The organism is Leucobacter sp. OH1287 (genome assembly GCF_003859945.1).
Lineage (GTDB): Bacteria > Actinomycetota > Actinomycetes > Actinomycetales > Microbacteriaceae > Canibacter.
In genome coordinates, this window is record NZ_RQYM01000002.1 from 187,938 (window position 1) to 210,300 (window position 22,363).

General features: G+C 57.9%; 29 protein-coding genes and 1 tRNA gene. 17 read left to right on the top strand and 13 right to left on the bottom strand.

Annotated elements, in window-relative coordinates; translation table 11 throughout:
• Positions 1–126: 126 nt before the first annotated feature.
• The 4 genes from EII30_RS01865 (at position 127) to EII30_RS01880 (ending at position 4,582) form a co-directional block, all read left to right on the top strand.
• Complete coding sequence (locus EII30_RS01865; protein WP_124885630.1) at positions 127–1,245, top strand: efflux RND transporter periplasmic adaptor subunit; 1,119 nt, start codon at positions 127–129, stop codon at positions 1,243–1,245.
• Positions 1,246–1,253: 8 nt separating this feature from the next.
• Positions 1,254–2,099: an ABC transporter ATP-binding protein gene (locus tag EII30_RS01870; RefSeq protein WP_124885631.1), complete on the top strand. Its 846-nt coding sequence runs from the start codon at positions 1,254–1,256 to the stop codon at positions 2,097–2,099.
• Complete coding sequence (locus EII30_RS01875; RefSeq protein ID WP_124885632.1) at positions 2,096–3,307, top strand: ABC transporter permease; 1,212 nt, start codon at positions 2,096–2,098, stop codon at positions 3,305–3,307. Before EII30_RS01870 ends, EII30_RS01875 begins: the two co-directional genes overlap by 4 nt.
• A gap of 87 nt (positions 3,308–3,394) precedes the next feature.
• Positions 3,395–4,582, top strand: coding sequence for an AI-2E family transporter (locus EII30_RS01880; RefSeq protein WP_124885633.1), 1,188 nt, complete (start codon positions 3,395–3,397; stop codon positions 4,580–4,582).
• 93 nt (positions 4,583–4,675) lie between these two features.
• Here EII30_RS01880 and sufU read toward each other — a convergent pair whose 3' ends face one another.
• Both sufU and EII30_RS01890 read right to left on the bottom strand, forming a co-directional pair.
• Positions 4,676–5,140, bottom strand: a complete 465-nt coding sequence (gene sufU / locus EII30_RS01885) for a Fe-S cluster assembly sulfur transfer protein SufU (RefSeq protein ID WP_124885634.1) — start codon at positions 5,138–5,140, stop codon at positions 4,676–4,678.
• A gap of 67 nt (positions 5,141–5,207) precedes the next feature.
• On the bottom strand, positions 5,208–6,566 hold the full coding sequence (locus tag EII30_RS01890; RefSeq protein WP_233569239.1) for an aminotransferase class V-fold PLP-dependent enzyme: 1,359 nt from the start codon (positions 6,564–6,566) through the stop codon (positions 5,208–5,210).
• A gap of 109 nt (positions 6,567–6,675) precedes the next feature.
• Between EII30_RS01890 and EII30_RS01895 the strand changes: the two genes are divergently transcribed.
• Complete coding sequence (locus EII30_RS01895) at positions 6,676–7,329, top strand: trimeric intracellular cation channel family protein (RefSeq protein WP_199731540.1); 654 nt, start codon at positions 6,676–6,678, stop codon at positions 7,327–7,329.
• Positions 7,330–7,384: 55 nt separating this feature from the next.
• Here the strand turns inward: EII30_RS01895 and EII30_RS01900 are convergent, their stop codons facing one another.
• The 6 genes from EII30_RS01900 to EII30_RS01920 form a co-directional block, all read right to left on the bottom strand.
• Positions 7,385–8,479 (bottom strand): ABC transporter permease, encoded by a 1,095-nt coding sequence (locus EII30_RS01900; RefSeq protein ID WP_124885635.1) that lies wholly within the window; start codon positions 8,477–8,479, stop codon positions 7,385–7,387.
• Complete coding sequence (locus EII30_RS01905; RefSeq protein WP_233569240.1) at positions 8,476–9,207, bottom strand: ABC transporter ATP-binding protein; 732 nt, start codon at positions 9,205–9,207, stop codon at positions 8,476–8,478. Before EII30_RS01905 ends, EII30_RS01900 begins: the two co-directional genes overlap by 4 nt.
• Complete coding sequence (locus EII30_RS01910) at positions 9,207–9,395, bottom strand: hypothetical protein (RefSeq protein WP_124885636.1); 189 nt, start codon at positions 9,393–9,395, stop codon at positions 9,207–9,209. Before EII30_RS01910 ends, EII30_RS01905 begins: the two co-directional genes overlap by 1 nt.
• A gap of 63 nt (positions 9,396–9,458) precedes the next feature.
• Positions 9,459–9,632, bottom strand: coding sequence for a hypothetical protein (locus EII30_RS08845; RefSeq protein WP_158608627.1), 174 nt, complete (start codon positions 9,630–9,632; stop codon positions 9,459–9,461).
• 49 nt (positions 9,633–9,681) lie between these two features.
• Positions 9,682–10,251, bottom strand: a complete 570-nt coding sequence (locus EII30_RS01915; protein ID WP_158608628.1) for a peptidoglycan-binding protein — start codon at positions 10,249–10,251, stop codon at positions 9,682–9,684.
• A gap of 114 nt (positions 10,252–10,365) precedes the next feature.
• Positions 10,366–10,950, bottom strand: coding sequence for a hypothetical protein (locus EII30_RS01920; RefSeq protein WP_124885638.1), 585 nt, complete (start codon positions 10,948–10,950; stop codon positions 10,366–10,368).
• Positions 10,951–11,313: 363 nt separating this feature from the next.
• Here EII30_RS01920 and rsmI point away from each other — a divergent pair, with 363 nt between their 5' ends.
• From rsmI to EII30_RS01970, 11 genes are all read left to right on the top strand, one after another.
• Positions 11,314–12,150 (top strand): 16S rRNA (cytidine(1402)-2'-O)-methyltransferase, encoded by an 837-nt coding sequence (rsmI, locus tag EII30_RS01925; RefSeq protein WP_124885639.1) that lies wholly within the window; start codon positions 11,314–11,316, stop codon positions 12,148–12,150.
• Positions 12,137–12,640: a hypothetical protein gene (locus EII30_RS01930; RefSeq protein WP_124885640.1), complete on the top strand. Its 504-nt coding sequence runs from the start codon at positions 12,137–12,139 to the stop codon at positions 12,638–12,640. The genes rsmI and EII30_RS01930 overlap by 14 nt, the downstream gene beginning before the upstream one ends.
• A 188-nt stretch (positions 12,641–12,828) precedes the next feature.
• Positions 12,829–13,815 (top strand): FKBP-type peptidyl-prolyl cis-trans isomerase, encoded by a 987-nt coding sequence (locus tag EII30_RS01935; RefSeq protein WP_158608629.1) that lies wholly within the window; start codon positions 12,829–12,831, stop codon positions 13,813–13,815.
• Between the two features lie 46 nt (positions 13,816–13,861).
• Entirely contained in the window at positions 13,862–15,190 is a 1,329-nt protein-coding gene (locus EII30_RS01940; RefSeq protein ID WP_124885642.1) for an RIP metalloprotease, read from the top strand.
• A gap of 165 nt (positions 15,191–15,355) precedes the next feature.
• Positions 15,356–16,045 carry a tRNA (guanosine(46)-N7)-methyltransferase TrmB gene (gene trmB / locus EII30_RS01945; RefSeq protein ID WP_124885710.1) on the top strand — a complete coding sequence of 230 codons (690 nt, stop codon included), beginning with the start codon at positions 15,356–15,358 and terminating at the stop codon, positions 16,043–16,045.
• Between the two features lie 53 nt (positions 16,046–16,098).
• Positions 16,099–17,583, top strand: a complete 1,485-nt coding sequence (locus EII30_RS01950; RefSeq protein WP_124885643.1) for a cytosine permease — start codon at positions 16,099–16,101, stop codon at positions 17,581–17,583.
• A gap of 18 nt (positions 17,584–17,601) precedes the next feature.
• Complete coding sequence (locus tag EII30_RS08850; RefSeq protein WP_158608630.1) at positions 17,602–17,748, top strand: hypothetical protein; 147 nt, start codon at positions 17,602–17,604, stop codon at positions 17,746–17,748.
• A gap of 8 nt (positions 17,749–17,756) precedes the next feature.
• Positions 17,757–17,829: transfer RNA gene (locus EII30_RS01955), tRNA-Arg, on the top strand.
• Positions 17,830–18,034: 205 nt separating this feature from the next.
• Complete coding sequence (locus tag EII30_RS01960) at positions 18,035–18,316, top strand: hypothetical protein (protein ID WP_124885644.1); 282 nt, start codon at positions 18,035–18,037, stop codon at positions 18,314–18,316.
• Between the two features lie 78 nt (positions 18,317–18,394).
• Complete coding sequence (locus EII30_RS01965; protein WP_124885645.1) at positions 18,395–18,790, top strand: hypothetical protein; 396 nt, start codon at positions 18,395–18,397, stop codon at positions 18,788–18,790.
• A 115-nt stretch (positions 18,791–18,905) separates the two neighbouring features.
• Positions 18,906–19,415: a hypothetical protein gene (locus EII30_RS01970; protein WP_124885646.1), complete on the top strand. Its 510-nt coding sequence runs from the start codon at positions 18,906–18,908 to the stop codon at positions 19,413–19,415.
• A 61-nt stretch (positions 19,416–19,476) separates the two neighbouring features.
• On the opposite strand, the gene EII30_RS01975 is transcribed toward EII30_RS01970, so the two are convergent.
• The 3 genes from EII30_RS01975 to EII30_RS01985 are packed head-to-tail and all read right to left on the bottom strand — an operon-like array spanning position 19,477 to position 20,853.
• On the bottom strand, positions 19,477–20,238 hold the full coding sequence (locus tag EII30_RS01975) for a peptidoglycan recognition family protein (protein WP_124885647.1): 762 nt from the start codon (positions 20,236–20,238) through the stop codon (positions 19,477–19,479).
• A gap of 3 nt (positions 20,239–20,241) precedes the next feature.
• The gene (locus EII30_RS01980) at positions 20,242–20,514 is read right to left on the bottom strand and encodes a hypothetical protein (RefSeq protein WP_124885648.1); all 273 of its coding nucleotides are present in this window, start codon (positions 20,512–20,514) and stop codon (positions 20,242–20,244) included.
• Between the two features lie 3 nt (positions 20,515–20,517).
• Entirely contained in the window at positions 20,518–20,853 is a 336-nt protein-coding gene (locus EII30_RS01985) for a hypothetical protein (RefSeq protein ID WP_124885649.1), read from the bottom strand.
• On the opposite strand from EII30_RS01985, the gene EII30_RS01990 reads away from it, so the two are divergent.
• The gene (locus EII30_RS01990) at positions 20,854–21,159 is read left to right on the top strand and encodes a hypothetical protein (protein WP_158608631.1); all 306 of its coding nucleotides are present in this window, start codon (positions 20,854–20,856) and stop codon (positions 21,157–21,159) included.
• 78 nt (positions 21,160–21,237) lie between these two features.
• Here EII30_RS01990 and EII30_RS01995 read toward each other — a convergent pair whose 3' ends face one another.
• Together EII30_RS01995 and EII30_RS02000 are read right to left on the bottom strand one after the other, a co-directional pair.
• Positions 21,238–21,531 (bottom strand): hypothetical protein, encoded by a 294-nt coding sequence (locus EII30_RS01995; RefSeq protein WP_124885651.1) that lies wholly within the window; start codon positions 21,529–21,531, stop codon positions 21,238–21,240.
• Between the two features lie 17 nt (positions 21,532–21,548).
• Positions 21,549–22,352: a hypothetical protein gene (locus EII30_RS02000; protein ID WP_124885652.1), complete on the bottom strand. Its 804-nt coding sequence runs from the start codon at positions 22,350–22,352 to the stop codon at positions 21,549–21,551.
• Positions 22,353–22,363 lie beyond the last annotated feature (11 nt).

Genomic DNA, 22,363 nt, shown 5'->3' on the forward strand with positions numbered 1-22,363 from the left:
GCGCGATCCGAAACCGCCCAGCGTCGTCTCATACCCTGGTATGAAATTACTGAAAAGCGCTTACCAAACCAGCGGGCAGCAATTAGAGTTAGTCTCAACAGCGTTTTGTAGTATTTGGAGTTCGTTATGCAAGTGTTTCGCAAGGTAGTGTTACCGCTTGGCTTCCTCATCGCCTTCCTACTGATCGGCGTTTCAATGTTGCTGATGGTGCTAAAACCGGGCAACGGTAACGAGGCGGATCAGCTCACCCCAACCGGTGTTCCCGGCGGCGTTACCGAGGCCGCTGTGACGGTCGGGGATATTGACGCGACAATCTCGCTGGAGGGCACGGTTAACGTGGATCCGGCAACCCCCGTGAAAGCCAGCACCGACGGTGTTGTTAACCACATCTATGTTGGTGAGGGCAGCAGGGTTGAACAGGGCGCGCCGATCTACCAGATCCGCTACGAAAAATCTGCCCCGGCAGCGAGCGGTGCTGCCTCTGCGGCCGCCGACGGCGGTGACGGCGCTGCTGTGCAGTTGACCGCGCCCGCGAACCCGGAGCCGAGCTACGCATACGCTGACGTTGTTGCGCCGGTTGCCGGTGTGCTCAACAAATACACCGTTGCTGTTGGTGACACTGTCACCAAGGGAACCGCGGTGACCGCGATCGCGTCGAGCACCTACCGGGTGAGTGCGAACGTTGAACCGATTAAGCTCTACCAGCTGGATCCGCTGCCAACCGTTGCGAAGGTGATTATCAACCAGGGTCCTGAGCCGTTTGAGTGCGTTAACCTGCGCTTAAAAGAGGGCGGCGATGCAGCAACCCCGGCGCCAGCTACCCCACAGCCACAGCCGCCAATCGGCCAGGAGAGTGGTTTTGCTGGCGCGCCGCTAGCTGAGGCTGCTCCGCCGGTGAGCGGATCCGGCTCCCAGCTCAACTGCGTTGTTCCCGACGGGATTAAAGTGTTTAACGGGCTGGCCGCAAAACTTGAGATTTCACTCGGCAGGGCTGAGGGTGTTTTGACCGTGCCGCGCACCGCGGTGCAGGGACAGGGCGCCAACGGCAGTGTCTGGGTTTATGACGATAAGGGTGAACCCGTTGAAACCAAGGTTGTGCTCGGTCTCAGCGACGGTAACCTGATCGAGGTGAAAGAGGGGCTGAAGGAGGGTCAGGCGATCCTTGAGTATGTTCCCGGAACTGAACCTGCGCCAGCCGAGGATGAACTCTACGGTGGCGTGGGAGTATCCGGTTACGGGGGATAGGCCCAGCCATGACTGATAAACCCTTTGTGACACTGCGCGGTGTGACCCGCACGGTCACCCTGCCGGAGGGTGACAAATTGGAGATCCTGCGCGGGATTGACCTGGATATTTACGGCGGTGAACACATCGGCATCGTTGGCCGCAGCGGCACCGGCAAATCGACGCTGCTCAACCTGCTCGGGCTGCTCGACAAACCCACCTCGGGGGAGCTGCTGTGGCGGGGTATGGCGGTGCAGAAGATTAGCGACGCGAAAGCCGCAAAGATTCGTGGCCGTGATATTGGATTCGTGTTCCAGCAGTTCAACCTGCTGCCTGGCCGAACCGCGCTGGAGAACGTGGCGGCGCCGATGCTTTACGGATCCGCTAAGGACGTGATGACCCGCAACCGGCGCGCGCTGGAGGTGCTCGCCGAGCTGGGGCTTGAAAACCGTGCCTATGATCTGCCGCATCGACTGTCAGGCGGTGAGCAGCAGCGGGTTGCGATTGCGCGGGCGCTGGTGAGGCAGCCGAAGATTGTGCTAGCTGACGAACCAACCGGTGCGCTCGACGTTGAAACCGGTCTGCACGTTATTCGGATGCTGGAGCGGGCGGTTTTGGATCTCGGCGCAACCCTGATCACGATCACCCACGATCCGAAGATTGCCGCGATGTCGACGCGGGCGCTGGAACTCGCTGACGGGAAACTGCACCCGATCGAGTCAGAGAGCAACACCAGCGATATTGCGCAGGCGGTGAGGGCGGCGAAGGCGGACAGCCAGAAGCAGGCCGTGAGGGCGGCCAGCCCTGCTCGCTCGGCCAGCCGGGCGAGTGCTGACGCGAGTGCCGCAGATAAGCAGGGGGTGAACGCAGCATGATCGGAGCAATCCAGGGCGCCTTCATCGAGGCGTGGCAGGAGATTCGGATCCACAAAGCGCGCGTGATCCTGTCGCTGGTCGGTGTGATGCTCGCAATCGCCTCGCTAACGCTGGTGGTTGCGATGAACTCAATCACCGAGCGGCTGCTGCAGGACGACTTCTCCAGCGCCGGCGGTCGAGCCGCAACACTCAGGATCGACTCCACCTCGCTGCAGGGGGGAACCGGCATCGGTCGGGTTGATAAACTGCGTGAGCAGCTGACCCCGGTGCTTGAAGCACACGAAATTAAATATGCCTCACTGTCGGTTGAGGGTGCTGGTGGCAGGCTGAAGAGTGAAAACAAGCCCGCGATCGACACGACTGTGACGCTTGTGGATCCGTCATACAAGACCTTCTACCCGGTGCGGGTGTCCGCTGGTTCCTGGTTTGCGAAGGGTGACGAACACAACCTCGCTCCGGCGTTCCTAATTAACAGCTATGCGGCTGAACAGCTCGGCGTGACAGCAAAGGATCTGCCAACCGCGGTACAGTTGCAGGCACCGAACGGGGATCCATACACGATCACGGTTCGCGGCATCTTCAAGGAGAATTACGAGATCGGCAGGGTTATTGGCCTGGCCGGATCCGCTGCGAACGAGCCGTTCCTGGAGGGCGCGCAGATCACCGCCGGTGTTTGGGTGCCGCCCGAGCAGGCGGACGAGATTGCCAAGAGCCTAAAAAAGACACTGCAAACCCAAACCGGCGAGAAGGGGTGGAACGTTAACCGTTCTGACTTCTTCGCGGGTAACGATGATCCCTTGGCCGTGTTTAAGGTGACTCTGCTGTCGGTTGCGACGCTGATCCTGTTCCTCGGTGCGATGGGCCTGATTAACATCGCGATTGTGACGGTGCAGCAGCGGATCCGCGAGATCGGCATTAGACGCAGCTTCGGCGCCACAGCGTCAAGAGTTTTCTTCTCGGTGCTGATGGAGTCCGTTGTGGCGACCACGCTCGCTGGCCTGGTCGGTATCGGTATCTCAGTCTGGATTGTGCAGCAGCCGTGGTTCATCGCGGGGCTGACCTCCGGATACACTACCGAGGTGCCGCCGTTCCCCGGATCCGCCGCGATAACAGGTCTACTGGTGTCGGTGATTACCGGCGCGATTGCGGGATTCATTCCGGCGGTTATCGCAACCCGGGTGCGGATCATCGAGGCTATCAGAGTTTAGCTTTAACCCCACTTTTGTTAGGCTATTATTCATATGTTTACACCGGTTGGGGGCTGAAAGCCTGTCCGGTTTAACTCGGGAGGATAGATGTTTAGCCTGTTGCAGCGAGACAAGAAGGTCGCGGCTGACGGATCGGAAAAACCAGCGGCGGTGACGCAGGACACCCCGGCGGAGCGCGCCACCAAGGTGAGCACCGCCGGAGCGGCCTGGGGTGACAGCTTCGGGATCCTCGCCAGCCGCAGCCTGCAGATCATCATCGTTGTTGTGCTCGCCGGTGCCGCTATCTGGGGCTTGAGGATTATCAGCACCGTCGCGATTCCGGTGCTGCTCGCGGTGATTCTCGCCTGCACCTTCGCGCCGGTTATGAGCTGGCTCAGATCCAAGAAAGTGCCGGACCTGCTGGCTACCGTGATTGTGCTGTTCTCGGTGCTGTTGGTGCTCGCGGGCGCCACCGCGCTAATCGTTAACGCCGTCTCAAACCAGTGGGATGACCTGCAAAAACAGGCGATCAGTGGCTTCAAACAGGTTACTAACTGGGTTGAGGAGCTCGGTATTATGCCGAGCCAGGAACAGCTCGACAACATCCAGAAAACAGTTGTTGATTTTGTTACCAGCTCACAGTTCGGGTCCGGCGCGCTCGCGGGCGTTAGCGCTGTCTCAACCGGCGCAACCGCGTTCGTGCTGTTCGTTGTGATCCTGTTCTTCTTCCTGAAAGACGGTAAGGTTATCTGGGAGTTCCTCACCCGCCCGTTCTTTGGTGAGGCAGCAGACCGAGCTGAGCGGGTCGGCAAAGCAACCGTGCAAACATTCGGCTCCTATGTGCGCGGCACCGCAACCGTTGCGGCGGTTGACGCTATCGGCATCGGTGTTGGCTTGTGGATCCTGCAGGTCCCGCTCGCTCTGCCGCTCGCCGTGCTAGTCTTCATGCTGTCGTTCATCCCAATCGTTGGCGCAACCCTCGCGGGTATTTTTGCGGCCCTGGTTGCGCTCGTCGCAAACGACATCTGGAGCGCGGTCGCGGTGATTGTGCTTGTTATTATCGTTAACCAGCTGGAGGGTAACTTCCTGCAGCCGGTGCTGATGGGACGCGCACTGAAGCTGCACTCGTTGGTGATTCTGCTCGCGCTCGCAGTTGGTACGCTGCTCGGCGGTGTGCTCGGTGCTGTGCTCGCGGTGCCGTTGACCGCAGCAGTCTGGGCAGCTATCAAAGTGTGGGACGGTGACAACCTCCCAGCATGGTGGGCTAGACCCAAGAAGCAAGCAGAGACGAACTAGCGTTTTGTTAGCTAACTGTCTGGGGCGCGGCACTACAAGCCGGGCCCCAGACGGTATCCACGCTGCCGGGATCCGCGCTGCTGGGAATGCTAGCTACGCTGTGTAGCCGAGCTTTTTCAAGTCAGCCTCCAGAGCAACCCAGGCGAGCATCGCGCACTTGACGCGCATCACAAACTTGGAAACGCCCTGGAAGGCGACTCCGTCGCCGAGCAGCTCCTCATCGGGTTCAATCTGGCCGCGAGACTGCAGCATCTCCCGGAAAGCGGCGATCCGCTCAAGAGCCTGCTGGGCGCTCAGCCCGTCCTCGGTAACCAGCTGACTGAGGGCGGAGGCTGACGCCATCGAGATGGAACAGCCGTCACCCTGCCAGGCGATCTCGGTGATCATATCGGCATCATCAACCGCGATGCTGAGCGTTATCTCGTCACCACAGCTCGGGTTGAACTCGTGATGGGAGGCGGTTTTGTTGCCTGCCTGCGGGGTAAAGTCACGCTTCCCAACCGGCCGTTTGGCGTGGTCAAGGATTAACTGCTGGTAGAGGGAGTCGAGACCGTTCATGGTTAAGTAGTCTACCGTGGTTTTACCTCCGGTGACACCGGTGCTGGGGAGTCGGCTATCAGCACGGTTAAACCTGAAAATACTTTTTTGCGTCCTTTAATCCAGCAATAAAGGCGTCGATTTCGGCGACGGTGTTGGTTGCGTGCACACTCGCGCGCACGCTCGCGGTTATCCCGAGCGCCCTGTGCAGCGGTTGCGCACAGTGGTGGCCGACGCGGGTGATAACACCGGCGCTGTCGAGCACCTGCCCAACATCGTGGGCGTGAACACCCGCAACATTCACCGCGGCGAGGGCAACACGATCCGCCGGATCAGCAGGACCGAGCAGCGTCACCCCGTTAAGCCGGTTAATCTCCGAAACCAGGTACTCAACCAGGCTGTGCTCGTAAGCCGCCAGCCTGGTGATGTCGAGTCCGGAAATAAAGTCGATTGCGGCTCCCAAACCAACCACCTGCGAAACCGGCTGCGTGCCCGGCTCAAACCGCAGCGGCGGCGGCATAAACTCTGCCGAATCGGTACTGACGCGGGTGATTGCGGATCCACCGGTGCGTGCCGGGGGAAGCGCAGCGAGCAGCTCGGTGCGGCCAACCAGCGCGCCGATCCCGTTCGGAGCAAACATCTTGTGCCCAGAGAAAACAGCAAAATCAACACCGGTCGCAGCGATATTCACCGGCACGTGCGGAACCGATTGGCAGGTGTCGAGCACGGTGACTGCGTTGGGTGCGAGCTGCTTAACGCTCTGCACAACAGCGGCGGCGGGGGATCGCCAGCCGGTGACGTTTGACACATCCGTGAAGGCAACAATTCGTGTGCGACTGTTCAGCACCTCGCGGATCGCCGCAACAGACCAGGTGCCAGTCTCGTCAACCGGCACAACAAGGAGTTTGGCGCCGCAGCGGGCGGCCAGGCGCTGCCACGGGATCAGGTTGGCGTGGTGTTCGGCCTCGGTTGTCACAATCTCGTCACCGGGGTGGATCGCCAGCCGTTCACTGCCTGGAACGCCGAGGGCTGGCACGCTCAGCGCCGCGGTCGCCTCAGAGATCCCGGTAGCGATCGTGTTTAGCGCGTCGGTTGCGCCGGCTGCCCAAACAACCGTGTACTCCGGTTCGGGCGCGCCCAGGAACTGTGCGACCAGCTGGCGCGCGTTTTCAAAGCGGTTGGTTGCCTCGCCGACGGCGTTGCTGGTGCCGCGATGCACAGCCGCGTTTTGCAGGGTTATGAACTCTCGTTCCGCGTCCAGCACCGGATCCGGCCGCTGCGATGTTGCCGCTGAATCAAGATAGATGGAGAAATCTTTTCCTGCCGCAGCTCGTTCATCCTGCTGCCGAAAATAGGCAAACTGTTTGCGCAGCGCCAGCGCGTCAGCCTCGCCAAAGTCTTTAGCGTCTGCCCTGCCGAGCTCGCTGTTGATTGTCTGATCCTCCACGTTTTTTGCTCCCGCCGGTCTGTGTTAATCCGATAGTTAACTACTGCACCCGATCAGCTTTTGGTTTTAGGGTGGGGTGTCTGCAATGGTTTGCTAGTAGCATAGTATCGTGTTTGATGATTTAGCCAACTGGGACTGGGGTCAGATTACCTATGAAACACTGCAGTACATAGGTATTTTCGCGTTCGCCATTTCCGGCGCACTGGTTGGTGTGCGTCGCCAACTAGACCTGCTCGGGGTGATCGTTGTCGGTGCCTCAACCGGTGTCGGCGGCGGGATCATCCGCGACGTGATGATCGGGGTAAACCCGCCAACCAGCCTAACCTACTGGCCAAACCTGACGGTCGCGGTCACCGCGTCACTGCTGGTGTTCTTCTTCCACCCGCGAATCACCCGCAGTAAACACTTCGAGGTGGTTTTCGATGCCTTCGGTCTCGGACTGTTTTCAGCGAACGGTGCCGCAGCCGCCTTCGCCGCAGGGCTTTCCCCGATGACAGCGATCTTCGTGGGGGCTATAACCGCGATCGGCGGCGGTATGGTGCGAGATGTGCTCGTGAACGATGTCCCCGGGGTGCTAACCCGGGAGCTCTACGCGGTCTCGGCGATGCTCGGCGCAAGCTGCGCTGTGTTGTTAACCTGGTTGACTGAGAGTATTGCGCTCGCCTCTTTCATCGGCGCGCTGCTCGCAATCATCTTGCGGCTCGTCTCCTACCTGCGCGGGTGGCAGCTGCCGAAACCGCGCGCGGGGCGGGGCCTGCAGTAGCTAGCCATCTATTCGGGTGTGCACAGCTGGGCGTTTCGCGTCCTCGCCAACCGAACTATGGCACGCGCAGTTCTCTAATCGGTTCTCGCCGGGCAGCGAAACCTGCCGGGACAGCGGCCGAGATCAACGCTGTTGTCAGGGTGAGTATCGCAACGGCGGCGATAAAATCGAGCGGCGGGGGTGGATCCGCCGACGCAATGAGCAGCAGCTGAGATACGGCGGTGCCGACACCGATGCCGAGCGCGGTGAGCAGGGCTGTTTGTAACAGGATGAGAGAGATGATCAGTGACCTGGTGGCTCCGAGCGCGCGCCTGCGGCCGTAGTCTTTGCGGCGCATAATTACCAAACCAAACTGGATGATCGCGAGTAAAACACCGGTCACCGCGAGCAGCGCCAGTACGAGGCCGCGTGAGAAAGTGCTCAGCTGCGCTTCGATCAGGGTGCGCAACTGTGCAAAGGCTTCGCTCGTCTCGATCTTGATTTTGCTGCTGTCGGTGACTCCCGTCAACGGGATCACCGTGTCGCTGATCACCGGCACCAGCTCTGGTTTATCGACCACAACGATGAGGGTTCCAAGCGTTTCAGGTTTTTCAGGGGTGATTGGAATAAACACCGCCGGCTCGAGCATCGCTAAAAAGTCTGGGACGTTAAGCTCACCAACAACCGCGTAGTTTGCTCCGGTTGTGAGCACAATACCGCCGCTCGCATCTGGCATCCCCAGCGCCTCTAGTGCCTGCTTGGAGGCCCACGCGATGTGCTGTGGCAGCGCGATCCGCTCGGGGAGCTGGAGCGATTGTAGGTCATCGCTGTAGAGGTATTTGACGGCGGTTTTTGTGCCGTCAGGGAGCTGTGAATTGCGGGCGTCGATCGCTGCTGAGAACCCGCCAACCCACTCGATCCCGGCAATGTTGCGCATTCTCGTCACAGCATCGCTGTTAAGCCCTGCTTCGGGCTGTGCGCGGATCACGATGGTCCGTGTTCCTTCTTCATCAATTGCTGCCAGCACCTGCTGTTCCGCGCCAACCGTTCGACCGGTTGTCAGCATTATCGCGATAATCATACCGCTCACCAGGATTGTGGTGATTGCGCCGGTGACCGGCTGTGATCTGATTGTGGCGAGCACCTCTTTAAAGATGAGAGATACTGTCATTGGAGTTTTATCTCTCTGTCGCAGGCTGCGGCAACTTCCGGGGAGTGGGTGACGATAATAACCGCCGAACCCTTCTGCGCTTGCTGTTTTAGACCCGCAACAACCGCCGCTGTGCTTTCCGGGTCGAGGTTGCCGGTTGGCTCGTCCGCGAGGATGATTTTCGGGTTTCCTAGCAGTGCGCGGCAGAGCGCGATCCGCTGAGCTTGACCACCTGAAACCTGTCCGGGTTTTCTGTTTGGCGGGATCTCAACGCCGAAGTGTTTTAGTAGGTTGAGGGCTCGCTCTTTCAGCTTATCGCGGCTTTCTCCGCGATAGAGAGCAGCCTCGGTGACGTTATCAAGCACCGTGCGGGTGCTGTCCAGTGCAGCGTCTTGGAACACAAAACCGTACTGTGTTGCGCGCAGCTGCGAGAGTTCATGATCTTTCAGCAACGCTGTGTCACTACCGTAAACAAACAGTTTCCCGGCGGTTGGTTTCAGCATCAACCCCAGCAGATACATGAGCGTTGATTTACCCCTCCCAGAAGCGCCGGTTATTGCGGTTATGGTGCCGCCATAAAATGCTGTGTTAAACCCGGATATGAGTGGAGTGTTTTTTGAGTAGCCAAATCCCAAATCAACCGTTCTTATCAGGGGAACCGCGGCCGGTGCGGCAGCCTCGGAATAGCTGCGTTCATAGGCCAATCCAGCTGCGCTGCCTTGCGCCTGGGGCTCTGCGCCGCTGTTCACTATTCCCCATCCTTGTCATCGCCCGGCACCCTCACCTTGGTGCCGGCCTTAACGCCCTCAATAACGGTCATGCCGTTGGCTGACTGTATAACCGTCACCTTTAACCGCTTGCCCCGCTTGTTGACGACAGCTGTTTCGCCGGAAGCCGTTGTGATAACCGCAGAAGATGGTACGACTAGACCGCTCACTTTTGTGACCAGCGTTATCTCTGCCTGTAGCTGGGTCTGTCCGCTGGCTGCTATGGTCTGGCATTATGCGCCGCAGACCGGGCTGCCGTCTGCTGTTCCGATGAGGATGTTAACCGCTTCGCTCTCTTCAGCTGATGGGATAACACCGCCTGTTATTCCCTCCCATGTTGTGCCCTCGGGTGTTCTGATTGTTGCGGATAGTCCGGATGTGATCACAGCCGCCTGTGGTTTTGTCACCGTTATCTTAAAACTTGGTGCTGCGGGCAGCGTAAAGAGCACGGATTCATCACCTGTGAGGGTTGCTCCGCGATAGATCTTTTCCGTGTCCAGTGATACTCTCGCCGGTAGCTCGGGGGACATAGATAATGTCGCCAGCGTTTACAGTCCCTGTTTGCGGCACACCGAGGTCTTTCTGCCAGCGTTTAATTGCCTGCGTTGTTGCCGGATTGACCTTCCCTGTTACCGCACCGCTATAGTAGCCGACCTCAGCTAGAAAGCTTTGCAGCTGCGCAACATCACTGCCCTCGGCATCTTCTGCGATGTCGCGAAACGCGGGAGTTTCACCCCTCGCGATAATCACCGGATTTAGTCCCACCGAATACAGTGTGCTGCCCGGGGTAACCTCTGTACCATCGGTGACGGAGACGCTCGTTACCACACCGGCTGCGCGGTTGAGCCCTGCTGGTTGTTTTGTCCACTCCGCTGAGGCGTTAACCGTTGTTGCTGCACCAACCTCACCCGCACCAACTGTGACAAAGGTGCTTGTTGTTTTGGCAAGCGGATCCTTTGCCGGTTTTGTGACGGTGATAACAGCCCAGGCAGCTACGGCACCCAGCGCAATCAACAGCAGCGACACGCTCAGGCGTTTAGTTAACGTGCTTAGTCCGCGAGAGCGCTGCGTATCCCTGTTTTCCGATGCTGCGTCTTTGTTTGTCTCCATGCTGAAGCGTCTCTTTCAGTGCGCCCAGGGCTACTCTTCGATGTGGAATGGTTTGCGGCTAGACTGCCAAGCCTCAATACTCACCCCGTCATACAGAACCTGGTCGGGGATAAGGGGAGGGCAGTTATATTCAATCTCTATCATTCGGCGTTTAGCCTCTGACGGTTTCATACCTTTTTCTGGCAGTTCAACATAACTGTTTGGGTAGTAGGGGGTGGATTCCCAGGTGTCGATGAAGGTTGCTTCGCTGGGCACATCTTCTGCGGTAAAACCCTGTTTTGCCAGGCAGGGAATCAAAAAATCGACCGTCCACTCGTATTGCCGTGTGATCTGTTTTTCACCCCACTCAGTGGATTTTGGATGCACTTTTACCGGATACTGTGCACGACAGGTGTATGCAGCTAGGTTGATCAGCCGTTCTTTTTCTTTGCTGAGCAGTCTGTCATCAAACTCTGAAGAAAAGCCTGCATCCGTTAAACACTGTTGGTAAACCAGCTGTGAGTCTTCTACCTCGACCCATCTCACAACTTTAACCTCCGGAGGGCTATCGAGGCGATGAAAATCGGCATACCACTCCAGGCTTGCTTTATCAGCTGCTTTTTGCTGCTCGGACACAGATTCACCGGTCGTTTCTGCGCCCGATCCATTGCTGCAACCTGAGCACAGTAAAACCGCGGTCAGTGACGCAATAAAGAACTTAGCGGCGGAGCTCAATTTGAACATGTTAATTAACCCAGCCCCGTAATGTCAGTGAGAGCGTCACCGGATTAATTAAGGGATTAATCATGACGAACTCCGTTGTTGGTAATTTAGTGGTTTAGCAATCAAGAACTTTTGGTCTTTGATCCTGATTGTCTTGTGTGGTACCACACAGGCCCCGTGGATTCAACCCCCTGTTGCTAATTTATGTGCAAACGCTGCTGTAAGCAGATTCAGTTAGGGTGAATATACCCCGCTGAGGGGCGTAAAATAGTAGGTATGCTAGTGCTCGCAGCAACCCCAATCGGTAACCTTCAAGATGCCTCGCCACGGTTGCTTGAGACACTGAAAAACGCGCGGGTTATCGCCGCCGAAGACACCCGCACAACCAAACAGCTGTTGAAGCTGCTCGGGGTGGCTACCGAGGCAGAGTTTGTCGCGATCCACGATCATAATGAGCACACAAAAGCCGCAGGTATTGCTGCCCGGGCAGCTGAGGTGGACGTTGTTTTGGTTAGCGACGCGGGAATGCCTGCGGTTAGCGACCCGGGCTATCGGGTTGTTGCCGAGGCGGTGAAACAGGGCGTGCAGGTGACCGTGATCCCCGGCCCGTCAGCGGTCACAACCGCGCTCGCGGTGAGCGGCATCCCAACCGATCGGTTCACCTTCGAGGGGTTTCTGCCACGCAAGGCGGGGGAGCGGCACAGTCTACTGGCCGAGCTTGCAGCCGAGCAGCGGACTATGGTGTTTTTTGAGTCCCCGCACCGTATCGCCCAGAGCCTGAGTGAGCTCGCCGAGATCTTCGGTGAGGGGCGGATCGCGGCGGTCTGTCGTGAGCTGACCAAAATGTTTGAGGAGGTTAAGCGCGGCACCCTCGCCGAGTTAGCCGACTGGACGGCCGCCGGAGTGAAAGGCGAGATCGTGCTCGTTGTGGCGGGTGCGAAGCCGGAGAGTTTAAACACCGCGGACGCTGTCGCCAGGGTGCGGCAGTTGACCGCGCAGGGCCTGAAATTGAAAACAGCGGCGAAGCAGGTTGCTGAGGGGTTTGGCGGATCCGCCCGCGAACTCTACAATCTGGCGCTTAAGACCGAAAGCACCGATGATGACAAACAATAAAACTGTAAAATCGGCTCCTCTGGACTATTTGGCAAGCTATTGGCAGCTGCTTCTGCCGATGCTGTGGGTGGGGATGGTTTTGGCGATCTCGTTTATGGAGGCGCCACTGAAGTTCCAGGCGCCGGGCATCACAATCCCGCTCGGTTTGGGGATCGGCAGGCTGGTGTTCTTCGCGCTGAACATCGCTGAGGCGGTGTGCCTTGCGTCGTTGCTGCTGGTGTCGTTAGGGTTCAAACCGGTGCGGGTGACTGGCAAACGACTGGCTATTTTGCTGACTGTTGCCGGGATTTACGCGGCGAAGGTTTTGGTGGTTCGCCCGCCACTAAACGCCCGCACCGACATGGTTTTGGCCGGTGCGGAGCCCGGTCAGTCACCGTGGCACTACATCTATATGGTCGCGGATTTTTCAACGATTGTGCTGCTGGTGATGTTTGCGCTGCTGACCGTCGGCTGGCTTCGGGCCGCCGCCCGGCAACGCCACGCGGGTTAGTTCTCGTAGCCAGGCAACGCCCCGCCGCCTGACACGCTGGCGAACCACCGCTGACCGCTCGTTTTATGGGCCTTCTGCGGTACACAGAGAGCACAAAGAATTGTGCGTCAAAATTGTATGGTGTCTTCAGCGGGCAAACACCCCCATAATTCTGTGCCCGCAAGCTAAATAACCATCTGGAGGATGAATTGAAACGTAAACTCGCTGCTATCTCAATCGCCGCAGCAACCGCTGGTCTTGCGCTCACCGGATGCAGCTCTGACAGCGCCAGCGCATTTAAGTGCGCGCCGGAGGGATCCGCTAGCAAGGCGGTAAAGGTTTCTGGCAAGCGAGGTGAAACCCAGACCGTGAAAATCGACGGTGATCTGAAAATCTCAGAGCAGCAGGTGACGGTTGTTGATAAGGGTGACGGTGAGCAGATAAAATCAGCCGAGGGTTCAAACTACAACATCAACGCTTTCCTCTACAAGGCTGACGGTTCAGAACTGTTGAGCAACCCCGGACTCGCAATCGATTTTGGCAGCGCGAGCCTGCCCGAGTGGATCAAGAACGTTGCTGGCTGCGTCACCGACAGCGGCCGCGCGGTCTCTGTTCTCCCAGTGGGCGATATTTTTGCGGATCCAAAGAGCGCCGGATTCACCGATTTGCAGGCAACGGATCCAATCATCGCGGTAATCGACTTCCAGGGGGCTTCTAAGGCTGCTCCTGGCGAGCTCGCTGATGACAAGCTGCTGCCACAGGCAAAGGGTGAGGCTAAGGAACTGCCGGAGGGCTTCCCGACTGTTGAGGTAGCTGAATCGGGTGAGCCGACCATCACCTTCCCGGAGGGGCTTGCCCAGCCAACCGAGCTGACCAAGGCTCAGCTGGTTGTTGGTGACGGCGAAGAGGTGAAAGACGGCGACCGCGTCTACGTCCACTACAAGGGCGTGATCTGGCGCACCGGCGAAGAATTTGACTCAAGCTGGAGCCGCGGCACCGCAGCCAACTTCACAACCGACGGTGTAATCGAGGGCTTCCGTTACGCGCTGGTCGGTGAAAAGGTTGGTTCACGGGTGGTTGTGGCTGTTCCAGCGGACGCCGGCTACGGTGCTGAACAGTTGCAGGCGCAGGGTCACCAGGGTGACGATGTGATGCTGTTCGTGCTCGACATTCTCGGCACCGTTCACCCCGAATAGTTAACACCACAGCGCTTTTTGAGGCTCGAAAAACTCGGGAGATCCTGTGCAAGACACACTGCTCTACATTTTGGGTGTGCTGATTATTGCGATCGGCATCGCACTCTCTATTGCCCTGCACGAGGTTGGCCACCTTCTGCCCGCGAAACTGTTCCGGGTGAAGGTGACAGAGTTTATGATCGGGTTTGGCCCCAAAATCTTCTCTCGTAAACGCGGTGAAACAGAGTACGGGGTGAGGCTTTTACCGTTCGGTGGTTTTGTGAGGATGATCGGCATGTATCCTCCCAAGGCCGCCGGTGAGGCTGCGCGTGACGGCGGCACCGGATTCTTAAACTCGGTGACGCAGGATGCCAGGGAGGCGAGCGCTGAAACAATCGGTGACGGTGAGGATTACAGAACCTTCTACCGGTTAGCCACCTGGAAGAAGATCACGGTTATGCTCGGCGGTCCGCTGGTTAACCTGCTACTCGGTGTGCTGCTCTATGCGGTGCTACTAACCGGCATTGGGGTAACCGGTCAGAGCACCACAATCGGCAGCGTTAGCGAGTGTCTTGTGGCTGCCGACAGTGAGCAGACTGAGTGTGACGCAGCGGCAACGAGCGCTCCGGCGGCGGCTGCCGGGTTGTTGCCTGGGGATCGGATCCTCTCGGTTGATGGGGAGAAAATCACCACCTGGGAGCAGTTCAGAGACACTGTTTCAAACAACGCGGAGACTGAGCTGAGCGTTACAGTCGCTCGCGGCGAGGATCAGCTGCAGCTGCGGTTAACCCCCGCCGCAAACAGCCGCTATGTCACCGATGAGATGGGCCGGGTTGTGAAAGACAGCAGCGGCAAGGCGCAGATCGAAACCGTCGGCATGATCGGAGCGACCGCCGCAACCGAGCTGCAGACGCAGCCGATCACCGAGGTGCCACGCTATGTTGGCGAGAATATTAAGCAGGTGACCGGTGTTATTTTGAACCTGCCGCAGCGGCTGATTGATGTTTGGAACGCCGCGTTCGGCGCTGAGGAACGTGACCCCAACGGGCCGATCAGCGTTGTCGGGGTGGGCCGCATCGCCGGTGAGATTGCGACGCTTGACACGGTGCCGGTGATCGCGAAGGTGCAGTCGATGGTTGCGTTGCTCGCTGGCCTCAACATTGCGCTGTTCGTGTTTAACCTGATCCCGCTGATGCCGCTCGACGGCGGGCACATCGCAGGCGCACTCTACGAGAAGGTGAAACGCTCGCTCGCGAAACTGCTCGGCAGGGCAGACCCAGGCCCGATCGACACCGCGCGGATGGTGCCGGTGACGCTGCTGGTTGTTGCGGTGCTCGGTGCGATGAGCCTGCTTTTAATCTATGCGGATCTCGTTAAACCGGTCACTCTCGGTTGACACGCCAGCTGCTTGGGTGGTGCCGGGCTGTGAAGTCGGGGTTTTGACTGGGCGGTTTTGCTTGGTAGGTTAGATGTTGTGAAAAATCAGGATGCCGCAGAGAACAGTCCACAAAAACCAGCTGTGGAGGGTGGAAACGAGGAGCAGAAACCGCGCCAGCATCGGATGCTGTCGTTTGTTAGACGCGGCGGGCGATTAACGACCGCGCAGGAGCGTGCCATGCGCGAGCTCGCGCCTGAGTATTTGCTCACGCCGGAGCGCGGTGACGGTGTGACAAGCGTCGCAGCGGGCGTGGAGGCGGATCCGCACGAGTGGTTTGGTCGTGAGGCAGAGCTCGTGGTTGAGATCGGTTCCGGGCAGGGGCACCAGGTGACTGCCGCGGCTGCCGCGCACCCCGAGCGTGATTTTCTGGCGGTTGAGGTTTATATTGGTGGGCTTGCTCGCACGATGGTGCTCGCGGAAAAGCTCGACGTGCACAATCTGCGGCTGATTGAGGCGAACGCGCCCGAGGTGCTTGAGCACCTGCTGCCTGGTGAGTCTGTTTCGGAGATCTGGATTTTCTTCCCGGATCCGTGGCACAAGGCGAAACACAACAAGCGCAGACTGATAAATAACGATTTTGTCGCGATTTTAGCCCGCGCGTTAAAACCCGGCGGGGTTGTGCGGATGGCGACCGACTGGGAAGACTACGCCGAACAGATGCGAGACGTTTTTGACGGCTCTGACCGGTTATTTAAGCGAGATTTTGCGGGGGATTGGGCGCCGCGTTTCGAGGAGCGGGTGCTAACCGCTTTCGAGCAAAAAGGTATTGATAAAGGGCGCATAATCCGCGACCTTGCATATAAAAAACTGTAGTAACTTCGGCAAAATGTTTGCATTGCGCAAGAATCTGCGTAATTATTAGTTGTATGACTCAAAATCTTCGTGACACAGCTGTATCAACATCGAGGGCTAAACTCGTCGAAAACGCCGGGATTGAGATCGTCGCCGAGGCAGAGCGCACCGCAAAGCCGCGTGACCTGTTCTGGCCGTGGTTCGCCGCAAACGTTTCCGTTTTTGGGATTAGCTACGCCGCTTTCATCTACGGTTTCGGTGTCTCATTCTGGCAGGCAACGCTGGTTGGCGCTGTTGGCATCACCATCTCGTTCCTGCTCTGCGGCGTTGTCGCGATCGCGGGTAAGCGCGGATCCGCCCCAACCATGATTCTCTCTCGCGCAGCTTTCGGTGTTAAGGGCCAGAAGCTGCCGGGTGTTTTCTCGTGGCTGATTTCAATGGGGTGGGAGACTGTGCTCGCGATTCTCGCGGTGCTCGCAACCTTCACCGTGCTGCAGCAGCTCGGAGCCGCCGACGCGGGCAACGAGGTTGTTGTGAAGATTGTCGCCTGCGGCATTATTGCGGCCCTGATCGTGCTCGCCTCAATCGCCGGCTACCACACTATTATGCGACTGCAGTCGGTTATCACCTGGATTACCGCCGCCGTGACTGTGCTCTACATTGCGCTGTCGTTCAACCAGATCGACCTGGCTGCGGTTTTCGCGAAAGAGGGCGCGGGCGTCACCGGTGTAATTGGTGCGTTTGTGATGGTTATGACCGGTTTCGGGCTCGGGTGGATCAATGTTGCCTCCGACTGGAGCCGCTATCAGCCTCGGCACGTCAGCGGCGGCAAGATCGTGTTCTGGAACACCTTCGGTGCTGCTCTCTCACCGATCCTGCTGGTTATTTTCGGTCTGCTGTTGATCGGCAGCAACCCTGACCTGGAGGCGGGGATCAGTAGCGATCCGGTCGGAACCCTCGCCACTATCCTGCCTGCGTGGGTGCTTGTGCCGTTCCTGATCACCGCGGTGCTCGGTCTCGTGTCCGGTGCTGTGCTCGGTATTTACTCGTCAGGTTTGACGCTCTTAAGCCTCGGCGTGAAACTGCCTCGTCCGGCAGCTGCTGGCATCGACGGCGTGATCCTGACACTCGGAACCGTTTTTGTTGTGTTCTTCGCCGACAACTTCCTCGGGCCTTTCCAGTCGTTCCTGATCACACTCGGTGTGCCGATTGCGGCGTGGGCGGGCATTATGATCGGTGATATTGTGCTCCGCAAAAAGGATTATGATGAGGAGGCGCTGTTTGACCCCGCCGGTCGTTACGGCGCATTTGACTGGCTGTCGATCGGCACAATGGTTGCCGCCTGTGTTGTTGGCTGGGGCCTGGTTGTTAACGGTTTCGCCGAGGATGCGGCGTGGAACAACTGGCAGGGCTACCTGCTTGAACCGCTCGGACTCGGCGGTAAAGAGGGCGAGTGGGCTTGGGCTAACCTCGGTGTGCTCTTCGCGCTGGTGATCGGCTTTGTCGTCAGCTACTTCGGCCGGGCGAAGAAGGTTGCAAGGCAGGAGGGACGCGCCTAACACGCTATTCTTAGCTGTTTGCGTCGGCTGTTTTCGGTGATCGAAAAACACGCCGCATCAGACGGCATAAACACTGCGATATCTAGCTTCAACGGGGTTTCTAACCTGTTTCTGGGTGGATCCGCCCAGGCGTTTGGAGACCCGCGCTTCGTTGCGATAAGATAGAGCAGTTAGCCTCCGTAGCTCAGTGGATAGAGCGCCGGTTTCCGGTACCGTAGGTCGCAGGTTCGACTCCTGTCGGGGGCACAAAAAACACCGAAAATACAGCGAAAGCAGCAGCACCACAAGTACAGTAAGCCACAGCCGGTTAACAGCTGGTTAACATCGCACCAGCGGATGCGGGCGACACGCCCAAGCGACGACCGCAACTTGCTATACGCCCTACATGCGGGCATACTTGGTGTTAGCGAGAGGGCAACCAGCAATCTCCCGGAGGCAGAAAGGCCACACTATGACAAACACAGCACTCGAAAAGTTCAGAAAAGCGCAGGATCGTGAAAACCTTTTTCAGCTCATCTTCAAGCTGAACGAGATCGACACTCTCATTGTGCAAGCCCAAGACATTACAGCAAAACTAGAAAAAGCAATCGAACCTGAGGTTGCGCAATCAACCCGCAACATGCTTGTATCGCTAAAGCTTCACAATGCGCGTGTAGACTTCGGCTGGCTAGTAGAGTCAATCAGCGACCTAATAGCAAGGCGAGAAGAAGCCTTTGACCAAGCCCGCAACTAGCGTGCGATAAGCATAAAAAAGCAGCCCCGCTGGGAATAAACCCGGCGGGGCAACACGCATCACTAGAAAGGAAACCATATGACAAGCGCAGAACTAAGAACGATCCTCCAGATTATCGGCATCTCAGGGCTAGAATTTGCTGACCTTATCGAGGTTAACCCCCGTACCGTCCGCCGCTGGCTCAGCGAGCAAGCGCCCCCCGCGTTCGCGCAGGAGAAGGCTCAAGCCTACCTAGACACCTTTATCGACCGGCAACGCGAGATCATCGACGCGCTCGACTCGCAGGCCGAGAGTCTCGGAGAGCCGCAAGCAGTCACACTGTACCGGTACAGGAGCGAAGAATCAGCGCGGCGCGCAGGCATCGATATGCCGTACTCGATTCATTGCGCACTGATCGGCTTCGTTTACGCTTCGCTGATCGCCGAAGGGTACGAGGTGGAGGTTGATTATTACGCGGAGGATATCGCGCAATAACAGGCGACACGCCGTAAGGGCGTGCCCAACTTGCACCCATGCCCTATATTAGGGCATAATAGTTCTAGAGGGCGGGCACAAGGCAAGCCCCGGAGGCAAGAAAGGCCACAAAAAAATGACAAACACCACCTTTGAAAACTACACCGGCACCGGCGCCGAATTCGGATGGGTAAGCCCAATCAAACAGGCAAACCTGGACAACGGCGGCGAACTTTACATCTTCATCGACACCAAAGACGGCTGGATAGAAGCAGAGCTGATCTACCGCGACCCAAACAACAAACTCTGGTCAAGCAACGACCAGCACGGCGCAAACAGGATCGCGGACGTATTCCCACGCGAATACTGGTACGCCGGACTCGAACAGCACGAAGCATACGCTGAAGCAATCCACGCATACTTCGAGGAGGAAAACATCGACGAATACAGCATGGAAAACTACAGTCAGATCAAGCACGACATCGCAGAGTACTGCGGAGACTACGCCGACGATTACGACCTCGACCAGGTGGTAGCAGACATCACCATCCAGTACTACACCGCCTCACCGTGGCGCTCATACCCCAAGATCGTAACCATGAACGACCTGCTGGACGACGCACTGCAAGCAAACGAAATCAACTAGCAGACACAAAAGAATTGCCCCGCCAGGAACAAAACCCGGCGGGGCATTTCTTTACTACAGGCTACTTCTCACCCAGACGCACCTTGCGCGCATCAAGCTCCAGCTTACGCGCATGAGACTCGCTAATCTTCGCAAAACTACCAGTCCCGAAAGTCGCAGCGACAGGGCTGTTATAACCGCCATCATTCGCCTCATACTCGTGGAAGAACCCACTTACGGGATTCACAATAACGTTAATAGTTTTGCCGTTGCTCAGATAATAGAATCCGGCTGTTTTCATTTCGTCCTCATCTTCCTCAACAATATTAGAAACAGCAGCAGGCTTGCTGCCAGCTCTACCAGACCGCAGCGCCTCAGCACGCGCCGCAACCTCACCCAGGCGCGAATACAAAAATCCGCCCGGACACTCAGTCGGATAATGATCCCGATGCCCACTCAAGCGGGAGCGGGTGACCGCCCCCCATCGATAACGAGCAGCGAGATCAGCCACCAATGCACACAGAGTATTAAACGCAGCATCCGAGACACGCCACTCAGGCGCACCCGAGCTGTTCTGCACCTCAACCGTAATATTGCGCTGATCCGCCGCCTGATTGCCACTAGTCCACGCCCTATACTCCTCCGGCACCTGCACCTTTAATACGCCGTCACCATAAATCACATAATTCGTAGACACCTGCACATGCGGCTGCGCTAACCGAGCATCGCCACCAGAAGTTCCGCCCCAATGGTGAACAATCAACCCCTGCGGGGTATGCCCAGCACGAGTCGAAAACTTGTTATGATGCGGGATCGACCCCCGCGAAAGCGTTGAAACAGCCACCGGTCACTCACCGTCCCCGTTCTCACGCGCCCGCCGCGCCCGATACCCGCTGCTGTCAGTGTTCACGCGCGCGAGCGCCCCAAAAAAGGGAGCAACAGCGACCAGCACAGCGTTCGCTACCGCCGCTACCGGGTGAGCACCCAAACCGAGCACCGCAAGCGCCGCATTCACAGCAGTCATCACCACCGTCGCCACAATAAACACACCATACAAGGCCTCACGCACCAGCGGATTGCGCACTACGCGCCCAAACTCGTCAGCATTAACCTCAGACATAATCTATCCCTTCAAATACCCAGGACGAGGCGGTGGAGCATGCCGCTGTCCCGTCTCAATCCACTCATACACTTTCCGCAAATCACGCAACAGCAACCGCTCACGAGCCTCAGCTTCCGAAACCCGCGACCCCATAGCATTAAGCTTCGCCTCCAGCTCGTCCACACGCTCATCCATCCGGTCAGCATAGTCACGCCACCTGTCAGAAATAATCGCCGCCGCCTCAGCCTCAGCCTTCCGCCGATCCGCCGCCCGCGACGTATGCGCAACCCAGACAGACCCACCAGCAGTAATACCAGCAGCCGCCACACCACCAAGAAAAGTTAAAACCTCGTGCATGTGTCCACCTTCCCCGTAGACGGCGGCACATCCACCACCGACGCAGCAACCACCGTCAACCCCGCCGCCGACAACAACGGGATCGCCGACGCAAGCGCATGCGGATTCACACCAACCGCGAAAGCGCCAACAAAAATCAGCCCCTGTAAACAGAACGTGAAAAACGTGGCACTAAACGCGGCCTGCACAGAGCGCCGCGCCCCAAAAAACGCAACCAACACACAAAAAACACCAACCGCAAGATACAAAACGCTGAAATGCTCCGGCTCAAACGGCAAATACGAAAACGAAGCCCGCCGCCCCTGAGAAATCCTTGCAGGCTCCCACAACACAACCCCCTGCGCTATCTGCCACACACCAAGAATCAGTAAAAACAGCGACCGCTTAGACAACCTCACCAGAATCACCCCCCCCCGCCGCGCTCTCCAGCAATGCCGCAACCGCAGACCTAATCATGCCGTCATCAACAGCAATCGAGGCATCCCAATACTCGTCAGCATCACTAGGCCGGACAGCGGCCGCGTAAGCGTCAGCCCAGCCAGGCCAGCACGCAAGCGTCCACCGGTGCCGATAAGCCCACTCCTCAGGATGCTCAACCCCTTTTTCGGCTGCGCACGCAGTCACGCGCGCCCGGAGCTGACCACTCTCAGACAGAAAATACTTGTCCATGTACGACATCAAACAACCCCCCCCCTTTACAGGTCGCCGATAAAACTGAAAGTGATAGGGATCACCCAGCCCGCGTTGCCGTCAAGAGTCGTATAATCACCGGTCGCGATAACACCGTTTGTGGTCGTCAAATACAACTCGCCGAAAGCACGGCTACCATTCGTATGCAGGGCACAAAACGCGCCCACGAAAGCGTCCTTAGCGCGGGCAGTGATCCGAGACTTCACAGCAGGCGGTAATGTCGCAAACGAAGTCAGAGCGCCGCCCGCATTCCGACGAACAGCCCCCTCCACATACAGAACACCGTCCACAAACCGCGCTCGCGGAATATGATTAGCGACACCAGTCCACCCAGACGACAAAATCAAATTATGCCAGCCAGTATCCACCTTCACAGGCGGACGAGGCACAGCCGCCACAACCCGATCCACATACGATTTATTCGCCGCATCAGTCGACGACGACGGCTCCGCCACACCCGGCAAACGGCCGCCACTACCACGCAAAGGAATCGTGCCCGAAGTTGTACCCGTCGAAGTCGGCAACTGCGAGCTATTAACCTTCCCGCCCGACAAATCCGCTTTAGAATTCAAACGCGACTCAATCGCACTAAACCGCTGATTCACCGTCACCGGATCAATCGCAGTCGCAACCCCTTCAGCCTTAGACGCAGCAGCCTGCGCCCTCGACGCAGCAGCATTAGCCGTATTCGCCGACGACGCAGCCGCCGACTGCGCAGCCTGAGCCTGATTCCGCAACTGCGTCAAAGCCGGGGTCACGTCACCTGTCGCGCCCGGAATGCCAACCGTCACCTTATCCACAATAATCACAGTAACCCCTA

What these genes read in the sequence shown, in the direction of transcription:
- EII30_RS01985 (WP_124885649.1), bottom strand. Translation starts at nt 20,853, where the DNA reads ATGCACGAGGTTTTAACTTTTCTTGGTGGTGTGGCGGCTGCTGGTATT.
- EII30_RS01870 (WP_124885631.1), top strand. Translation starts at nt 1,254, where the DNA reads ATGACTGATAAACCCTTTGTGACACTGCGCGGTGTGACCCGCACGGTC.
- EII30_RS01875 (WP_124885632.1), top strand. Translation starts at nt 2,096, where the DNA reads ATGATCGGAGCAATCCAGGGCGCCTTCATCGAGGCGTGGCAGGAGATT.
- EII30_RS01930 (WP_124885640.1), top strand. Translation starts at nt 12,137, where the DNA reads ATGACAAACAATAAAACTGTAAAATCGGCTCCTCTGGACTATTTGGCA.
- EII30_RS01965 (WP_124885645.1), top strand. Translation starts at nt 18,395, where the DNA reads ATGACAAGCGCAGAACTAAGAACGATCCTCCAGATTATCGGCATCTCA.
- EII30_RS01980 (WP_124885648.1), bottom strand. Translation starts at nt 20,514, where the DNA reads ATGTCTGAGGTTAATGCTGACGAGTTTGGGCGCGTAGTGCGCAATCCG.
- sufU (WP_124885634.1), bottom strand. Translation starts at nt 5,140, where the DNA reads ATGAACGGTCTCGACTCCCTCTACCAGCAGTTAATCCTTGACCACGCC.
- EII30_RS01880 (WP_124885633.1), top strand. Translation starts at nt 3,395, where the DNA reads ATGTTTAGCCTGTTGCAGCGAGACAAGAAGGTCGCGGCTGACGGATCG.
- EII30_RS01960 (WP_124885644.1), top strand. Translation starts at nt 18,035, where the DNA reads ATGACAAACACAGCACTCGAAAAGTTCAGAAAAGCGCAGGATCGTGAA.
- rsmI (WP_124885639.1), top strand. Translation starts at nt 11,314, where the DNA reads ATGCTAGTGCTCGCAGCAACCCCAATCGGTAACCTTCAAGATGCCTCG.
- EII30_RS01950 (WP_124885643.1), top strand. Translation starts at nt 16,099, where the DNA reads ATGACTCAAAATCTTCGTGACACAGCTGTATCAACATCGAGGGCTAAA.
- EII30_RS01995 (WP_124885651.1), bottom strand. Translation starts at nt 21,531, where the DNA reads ATGTCGTACATGGACAAGTATTTTCTGTCTGAGAGTGGTCAGCTCCGG.
- EII30_RS01865 (WP_124885630.1), top strand. Translation starts at nt 127, where the DNA reads ATGCAAGTGTTTCGCAAGGTAGTGTTACCGCTTGGCTTCCTCATCGCC.
- trmB (WP_124885710.1), top strand. Translation starts at nt 15,356, where the DNA reads ATGCTGTCGTTTGTTAGACGCGGCGGGCGATTAACGACCGCGCAGGAG.
- EII30_RS01970 (WP_124885646.1), top strand. Translation starts at nt 18,906, where the DNA reads ATGACAAACACCACCTTTGAAAACTACACCGGCACCGGCGCCGAATTC.
- EII30_RS01900 (WP_124885635.1), bottom strand. Translation starts at nt 8,479, where the DNA reads ATGACAGTATCTCTCATCTTTAAAGAGGTGCTCGCCACAATCAGATCA.